The 7,132-nt window shown below is 74.8% G+C and carries 8 protein-coding genes; 1 reads left to right on the forward strand and 7 read right to left on the reverse strand.

The features are described 5' to 3' along the window. Nucleotides 1–24: 24 nt before the first annotated feature. The 4 genes from Q7T67_RS05700 to Q7T67_RS05715 all read right to left on the reverse strand — a co-directional run bounded on the left by Q7T67_RS05700 (nucleotide 25) and on the right by Q7T67_RS05715 (nucleotide 3,586). Nucleotides 25–1,215 carry an AI-2E family transporter gene (locus Q7T67_RS05700; RefSeq protein ID WP_304786877.1) on the reverse strand — a complete coding sequence of 397 codons (1,191 nt, stop codon included), beginning with the start codon at nucleotides 1,213–1,215 and terminating at the stop codon, nucleotides 25–27. A gap of 28 nt (nucleotides 1,216–1,243) precedes the next feature. Then, nucleotides 1,244–1,888: a DapH/DapD/GlmU-related protein gene (locus Q7T67_RS05705; protein ID WP_304786879.1), complete on the reverse strand. Its 645-nt coding sequence runs from the start codon at nucleotides 1,886–1,888 to the stop codon at nucleotides 1,244–1,246. A gap of 71 nt (nucleotides 1,889–1,959) precedes the next feature. Beyond that, nucleotides 1,960–2,439: an SRPBCC family protein gene (locus Q7T67_RS05710; protein WP_304786881.1), complete on the reverse strand. Its 480-nt coding sequence runs from the start codon at nucleotides 2,437–2,439 to the stop codon at nucleotides 1,960–1,962. Between the two features lie 64 nt (nucleotides 2,440–2,503). Further along, a complete protein-coding gene (locus tag Q7T67_RS05715) occupies nucleotides 2,504–3,586 on the reverse strand; it encodes a magnesium and cobalt transport protein CorA (protein WP_304786883.1) in 1,083 nt (360 codons plus the stop codon). A gap of 169 nt (nucleotides 3,587–3,755) precedes the next feature. On the opposite strand from Q7T67_RS05715, the gene Q7T67_RS05720 reads away from it, so the two are divergent. Beyond that, a complete protein-coding gene (locus tag Q7T67_RS05720) occupies nucleotides 3,756–4,262 on the forward strand; it encodes a hypothetical protein (protein ID WP_304786885.1) in 507 nt (168 codons plus the stop codon). A gap of 56 nt (nucleotides 4,263–4,318) precedes the next feature. Here the strand turns inward: Q7T67_RS05720 and Q7T67_RS05725 are convergent, their stop codons facing one another. From Q7T67_RS05725 to Q7T67_RS05735, 3 genes are all read right to left on the reverse strand, one after another. Continuing rightward, nucleotides 4,319–5,671 (reverse strand): hypothetical protein, encoded by a 1,353-nt coding sequence (locus tag Q7T67_RS05725; RefSeq protein WP_304786888.1) that lies wholly within the window; start codon nucleotides 5,669–5,671, stop codon nucleotides 4,319–4,321. Between the two features lie 160 nt (nucleotides 5,672–5,831). Further along, nucleotides 5,832–6,761 (reverse strand): hypothetical protein, encoded by a 930-nt coding sequence (locus tag Q7T67_RS05730; RefSeq protein ID WP_304786890.1) that lies wholly within the window; start codon nucleotides 6,759–6,761, stop codon nucleotides 5,832–5,834. After that, the coding region (locus Q7T67_RS05735; protein ID WP_304786892.1) for a helix-turn-helix domain-containing protein at nucleotides 6,758–7,132 on the reverse strand (375 nt) is incomplete at its 5' end. The genes Q7T67_RS05735 and Q7T67_RS05730, both read right to left, overlap by 4 nt.

Raw genomic sequence — 7,132 nt, forward strand, 5'->3', positions numbered from 1 at the left:
CGCGGCCGATCCGCCCTCGTCGGGTCAGCCCGGGGCGGGGGACGCGTCGCCCGGCGGCGTCCCGGGCGTCGGCGGTCCGGCCTCCCCCGCCCCTGGGTCCCCGCCGTCGGGACCGGCGTCGGGATCCGTGTCGGAGTCGTCCAGGCGCGGCACGTCGCCGATCTCCTTGCGGTACTCCCACCACGCCTCGACGCCGATCTGGAGCGACGCGGCCACCGGCACCGCCAGCAGCGCGCCGGTCACGCCCAGCAGCGTGCCGCCGAAGAGCACGGCGATCATCACGCCCAATGGGTGGACGCCGACGGCCCGCTTCTGGATCCGCGGCTGGATGACCGTGTTCTCGACCTGCTGGTAGACGACCGCCCAGATCACCCAGACGATCGTCGCGGTCGGGAAGTCGTTGAAGACCGTGACGATCCCGACGATGACCGCCGCGATGGTGGCACCGATCATCGGGATCAGCCCGAACAGGGCGACGATCACGGCCAGCGGTGCCGCGAACGGCACGCCGAGGACCGTCATGACGACGAACGCCAGGCCGCCGGCGATGCCCGCCTGCACGATCGCTCCGCCGATGTAGGCGCCGACCGCCCCCGCCATCCGGTCGAGCACGGTCTTGATGCGGGCGGCGTGCTTCGGCGTGCCGACGTCGAGCAGCCCGTCCATCCACCGGCGCCCGCTCCCCACGAGGAAGACGCTGAGGATGAGGATGGTGACCCCCGCGAAGACCGAGTTGACGATGCCGATCCCGAGGTCGCCGAGCCAGGTGGCGGCGTCCCCGACCCGGGCCGGCAGCTGGTCCGCCTGGCGCTCGAGCTGCGCGACGAGGTCGAAGTCGTCGTCGAGGTCCCGTAGCGTCTCGTTGCCCTGCACGTAGCGCTGGACCTCGTCGGCGTAGAACGGCGCCTGGTCGATCAGGTCGCTGGCGGCGCGGACAAGCGGCGGGACGACGATCAGGCCCACGATCGCCGGGACCAGCAGCACGCCGACGTAGACGAGGAGGACGGCGAGGCCGCGCGGCATGTGCTTCTGCAGCCGCCCGACCGGCCCGGAGACGGCGACCGCGATGAAGCCGGCGATCGCCAGCCACGACAGCGGGCCGCGCAGCAGGTAGACGAGGGCGAGGGCGCCCAGCACCGCCAGGATGGTGAGCGTCGCCGCGAGGACGGTCCGGGAGATGCTGCGACCTGGGTGCACGGGGGCCTCCGTCGTCATGGCGGCTCGACGCTACCGGCGTGGCCCGTCAGACCGCCGGGCGCTGCGGGTCGTCGTAGGCGACCTGCTTGAGCACCTTCGCCGGGCTGCCCGCCGCGATCGAGAACGGCGGCACGTCCTGGGTCACGACGGAGTTCGCGCCGATGACGCTGCGGCGCCCGATCGTCACGCCGCTGGTGACGACGACGTTCGCGCCGAGCCAGACATTGTCGCCGATCCGGGTCGGGCCCTTCGTGGTGAAGCCCTGCCACGGCACCGGCAGCTCCGGGTCCTCGAAGCGGTGGCTGCCGTCGGTGATGAGGCAGCCGTTGGCCGCCATGCAGTGCTCCCCGATCTCGACGAGCCCCTCCGCGGCGACCATGACGCCCTGGTTGAGGAACGTGCCGCCGCCGATCCGGATCCGCCCGTGGTCCCCGGCGGTCAGCCAGACCCCGGGCTCGAGGAAGACCTGGGGCCCGATCTCGAGCCGGCCGTCGAGCAGCATCCCGAGGACGTCGCCGCTCAGCCGCCCGCGGGCGAACGCCTCGCGCCGCGCCAGCTCGACGGTCAGGCGCGCCCGGTTCCACGGCCGCTGCGGCCGGGTGTACCAGCGCCACTTCGTGACCCACTGCTGCACCCGGGCGCGGTCCAGCGGCGGGACGGGGGCGCTCGACGGTCCGGGCGGGGTGCTCACGGGCCGACCCTACCCCCGGTCGCCGGGCCCCGCGTCCGTCGCAGGGCGCGCTCCGGCCAGGGCTGCGGCTCCTACCGCAGGATCTTCTTGATGCCGGCGATGGCCAGCGTGTTTCCCGGGCGCAGCAGCGGGGCGAGCAGGCCGAGCGGCAGACCGCGGCCCTTCAGCGGCGAGAGCGCCATCGTCCAAGTCAGATCGGTGCCGCGGTCCGTCGGCGTGAGGAGGAAGTCCTCGATCAGCGCGTCGGCCACCTTGCGGCTCTGGCCGACCACGCGGAACGTCGCGCGACGGTCGACGTCCCAGCGGTAGAACTCCTCGTCGACGGTGACGAAGCGGCCCAGGCGCAACCGTCGGATCGAGCCGACGTCGTGGGGCTTGGGCGAGCGCCACTCGAGCTGGTCGATGAGCGGCAGCCACGACCACATCTCGTCGCTGCCCAGCGCCGCCCAGACCGCGGAGGGCGTCGCGTCGAGCGAGACCGTGCTGCTGACGACGAGCGGCGCCTCCCGGAGGAAGGAGTCGTCGACGTGGCGGAGCGGGTAGGCCGGCATCGGCGGAGCATAGCCGCGCGACCGCCGACGACCTACCGGCGGGTAGCTCCCCGCCGGGCGGGCCTCAGAGCCAGCCGGCGCGGCGCAGCCGGGAGTAGAGCCCACCGCAGACGGCCAGCGTGAACAGCAGCACCGCGGGATAGCCGAGGTGCCACTTCAGCTCCGGCATGTGCTCGAAGTTCATGCCGTAGAGGCCGAAGATCATCGTCGGGACGACCGCGATCGCCGCCCACGCGGAGATCTTGCGGGCGTCCTCGTTCTGGCGCAGCGAGATCTGCGCCAGGTTGGCGTCCAGGACGCCGGAGAGCACGTCGTCGATCGCGTTGACCGCCTCGGCGTCGCGCTCGAGATGGTCCAGGACGTCGCGGAGGTACGGCCGGGCGCGCTCGGGGACCGGCAGGTCCGTGTCCTCGACCAGGCGGGTCAGCGGGTGGACGAGGGGGCCGACGGCCTTCTTGAAGGCGATGACCTCGCGCTTGAGGCGGTAGATGCGCTCCGTCGGGTTGGTCCGCTGGTCGGAGAAGACGGTGGCCTCGACCTCGTCGACGTCGTTGAACAGGCCCTCGAGCACGTCGGCGTACTCGTCGACGACCCGGTCGACGATGGCGTGGAAGACCGCACCCGGTCCCCGCTCCATGCGGACGTGGTCCTGCTCCAGGTCCTCGCGCAGCCCGGACAGCGGGACCGGCGAGCCGTGACGGACCGTGACGACGAACTTCGGGCCGACGACGACCATCAGCTCGCCGACCTCGACGTGCTCGGTCTCGTCGACGTACTGCGCCGTCTTCATCACCAGCGAGATCAGGCCGTCGTGGCGCTCCAGCTTGGGCCGCTGGTGGGCGTGGATCGCGTCCTCGACGAGCAGGGGGTGCAGGGCGAACTGGGCACCGAGCGCCTCGACCGCCGCCGGCTCGGGGTCGTGCAGCCCGATCCAGACGAAGCCGTCCTGCGTCCGGTAGGCGCGCTCCAGCGCCTCGGTCAGCGGGACGACGCCGCCCTCGCGCTCACCGTTGTCGTAGACGGCGCAGTCGGTCAGGGCCTCGTCGATCGACCGCGCGGCGAGCGGCGTCGGGGGCGCGACGGCCTGCAGCCGGGAGCGTTCGGCGCGGAGCTCGCGCAGGTGACGGTGCTTGGACGGGCGGCGCATGGGGACTCGACGTCGGGATCGACCCGGCACACCCTACGCCCCGCGGTCGGCGGCCCTCCGCAGCGGCCGTCCGCTGCCCGCCGCCGGCGTGGGCCGAGGCCCCGAACGGCCCCCACCGGGCCCGGCGGACCCGTCGCCGACCGTCCCGATCGGGCGTAGAGTCGGCCCCATGCGCATCCCCCCGCTCGCCATCGCCCTGTCGGCCGCCGCCGCGCTCGGGGCCACCGCCGCGGTCGCGACGGCCCAGGACGTGCCGCCGTTCGAGCCGGAGCCGACGACCCCGACGACCACCGTCCCGACCCCCGCGCCACCCGCCGACGCCTCCGCCCCCGTCGTCGCGGTGCGGCTGCCGAAGACCCGCGTGGGGAAGCGGATCACGAGCATCCGCATCACGATGAAGGACCCCGACAGCTCCGTCGCCTACTCGCAGGTCGACGTGAAGCGCCGCATCCGCCTCGCCTCCGGCGTCCGCGACCAGGCCTACGACGGACGCGTCTGGCGCACGACCAAGAGCGCGACGAAGTACCGGATCTACCCCGAGGTGGAGGGCCGCTCCGTCGCCTACGTGCTGAAGCTGAAGAAGGGCCTGCCCGCCGCGCGCTACTGGATCACGGTCAAGGCGCAGAACGAGGCGGGCACCTCGCGCACGAAGAAGGTCTCCTTCCGCACGCGCTGAGGTCGCCGGTCCGCGGACCAGGCGACGCGGCGAGCCCCGTCGCCTGGTCCGCGGGGCTACTTCGGACCGACGTAGTGCAGGTAGAGGCCGCCACCGGAGCAGGTGAAGGCGAGGTAGTTGTAGCGGGTGCTCACCGCGACGTCGGTCACCGTGCCCTGCCCGACCGGGCACGCGCCCTGCGGGATGCTGTAGCCGCCGCGGCGCTGCGTCCGGTCCAGCAGGCGCACCTCGAGGCAGGCGTGCGGGCCGTTGCCGAAGGCCACCGCGTTGCCGCCGCCGTTGGTCGACGACAGGCTCTGCGTGGTGCCGAACCGCTTGAGGATCACGGGGCCGCGGAGCGTCTCCGCGCGCCAGGCCCCGCCGTCCCGGACGAACGAGATCGCCCGGACGTACCCGGCGCGCGCCCCGGCGTAGGGGTTGCCGCCGTCGGCGTGGGGATGCGACCCGCGGGCGATCCGCCGCGTCTTCCCGGCGAGGGTCACCGTGTAGATGGTCCCGCTGCGCTCGAACGCGGCCTGCCGCCCGTTCAGCGTGGTCGACGGGGCCGAGATGCCCGCGCCGCCGACGAGACGTCGCACCCGCCCGCCGCGCTCGACGTAGAGCCCGCGGTCCGTCGCGACGTAGACGGTCGCCGAGTCGCCGGACACCGCCACACCGGTCGCCGCACCGGGCGCGGCGATCCGGCGGATCGCCCCGCCGTACACCGGACGGACGAATGCCCCGGTCCCGGTCGGGTTGCCGCCGGGCGCGAGGTTCGTCGCCGTGGAGAGGAACGCCATGACCTTCGCGGAGATCGCCCGGTCGCGCGGGCCCGTCGTCCCCGACAACGCCGCCCCCCACGAGTCGCCGTCCGCCGCCGCGCCGCCCAGGCCGACGGAGACGATCTGGTTCGAGCCCAGCGCCCAGTTGTTCGCGTTCATCGTCACGCGACCGCCGCGGATGGCCAGGAACACGTTGCGGCGCCCGGCCTGCACCGGCACCGCGATGTTCGTCGCCGTGGACGTGTAGGCGAGGAAGCGGTTGGCGCGGCTGTCGCGGGAGAACACCGGCTCGGTCGCCGCGCCGTCGGGCATCCCGCCGGAGGGCGTCGTCGACACCAGCCGCTGCTTCAGCGTCAGGTCGCGGGTGCTGACGTACCGCGTGGAGCAGGCCCCCGCCTTGAGGCCGCCCGGACCGGGGATCGGTGCCTGCACCGGCGGGGCGGGCGTCGTCGGGGTCGGCGTCGTCGGGGTCGGGGCCGGGGTCGTCGGCGGCGCCGGGGTCGTCGGCGTCGGCAGCCCCGGGATCGTGATGCCGGGCAGCAGCTCGGCGCCGGTGGCCGTCGAGGTGCCGGCCAGGGCGGCGCACGCGGCGGCGGCAGCGCACGAGGCGACGACGACGCGACGACGGGAACGATCGGGGCGAGGCACTGGAACTCCGGGAGGACGCGGGACGGCGGCGCGGCGGATCGGGGACCGCCGCCCTCTCCCCATCGGCAGCCGCGGCGACGTCCTCGACCCCTCTGGACGAGGTCGGTGCCCGGACCGGGCGGACGCGCCCCCGCTCGGGGCGACGCGGCCGCCCGTCCGGTCAGAGGCGCCCGGCGGCGCGGAGGACCAGGAGGGCCTGGAGGGTCGCCCAGGCCCGCCACTCCGCGGTCGCCGCCGACGAGATCGGCGCGAAGTTGACCTCCCAGCCGCCGTCGGGGCGCTGGCGCTCCTGCAGGGCGTCGAGGGCGGCCTCGACCGCGTCGACCGGGAGGAGGGCGCGGAGCGGGCTGTCCGGGAACGGCGCGACCTCGAGCGGGCCGATGTGGTGGCCCTCGGCACCGGGCGCCGTCAGCGCCGGGTCCTGTGCGACGTGCGCCCGGACGCCGTCGGCCAGGCGGGCGCGCAGGCCGTCGGGGTCGGGCGGATCCGGGACCGCGGGGTCCAGCAGCCAGGCCGCGGCGCGGACGCTGTAGAGATCGAGCGCCTCGGGGCCGGACCCGGCGGCGGACGACTCCGGCGCCGAGCCCGTCACCGCGAGCGCCCGCCAGCAGAACGCGGTCGCCACGTCCAGCCACGGATGGCGGATGCCGTGCCGGTGCAGCAGACCCACGAGCGCGGCGGTGGGGTTCAGCGACGAGGTCTCGCCGTCGGCGTGGTGCCAGTGCGGCGCGGCGGGGTGCACGCGCGCGGAGGGGTGGGTGAACGGCACGCCGCCGTCGGAGCCGGTGACCGTGCCGAGCCAGTCGCAGAGCCCCGCGGCGAGGTCGACGGGCACCGTCCCGCACTCGTCGAGGACCCGGAGCGCCAGCTCGGCCGCCTGCGGCTGGCTGACGGTCGTCCGCAGGTCGGGCTCGAGGATCCCGGCGTAGCCGCCGTCCGCGTTCCGGTAGCCCGACAACGCCGCCGCGACGGCCTCGACGGGACCGCCGTGGAAGGCACGCTCGTACCGGCGCAGGTCGAGGAGCCGGGCCTCCAGGCGGAGGAACCGCTCGGCGGCGTCGAGGTCCACGGGGCCGGTGCTCGGGCTCATGCCACCATGCTCGCCGACCCGGGGCCGTGCGTCTTGGACGTTCCGGACACGCCCGGGGCCGGGCGTCGCGCGGCGACGAGCTCGGCCGGGGTCGCCGCGGCCAGGGCCCGCGTCTCGCGCGACAGGTGCGCCTGGTCGGAGTAGCCGGCGAGCGCCGCGAGGCCCGCGAGGTCCTCGTCCGTGGCGATGGCCAGACCGAGGAGCCGTTGCAGGCGCAGGACCCGGGCGAGCGTCTTCGGGCCGTAGCCGACGTGGTCCTCGAAGCGGCGTCGCAGCAGGCGCTCCCCCGCGCCCGCCGCCCGCGCCGCACCGGCCACCGTCGCCCCGGGTCGGCCGAGCGCGAGCACCGCGCGGTCGACGACCGGGTCGGT

Origin of the sequence: Patulibacter sp. (genome assembly GCF_030655195.1) — a bacterium.
GTDB lineage: Bacteria > Actinomycetota > Thermoleophilia > Solirubrobacterales > Solirubrobacteraceae > Patulibacter.

Coding starts and splice junctions, on each gene's coding strand:
- Q7T67_RS05715 (WP_304786883.1), bottom strand. CDS start 3,586: ATGCGCCGCCCGTCCAAGCACCGTCACCTGCGCGAGCTCCGCGCCGAA.
- Q7T67_RS05730 (WP_304786890.1), bottom strand. CDS start 6,761: ATGAGCCCGAGCACCGGCCCCGTGGACCTCGACGCCGCCGAGCGGTTC.
- Q7T67_RS05710 (WP_304786881.1), bottom strand. CDS start 2,439: ATGCCGGCCTACCCGCTCCGCCACGTCGACGACTCCTTCCTCCGGGAG.
- Q7T67_RS05700 (WP_304786877.1), bottom strand. CDS start 1,215: ATGACGACGGAGGCCCCCGTGCACCCAGGTCGCAGCATCTCCCGGACC.
- Q7T67_RS05720 (WP_304786885.1), top strand. CDS start 3,756: ATGCGCATCCCCCCGCTCGCCATCGCCCTGTCGGCCGCCGCCGCGCTC.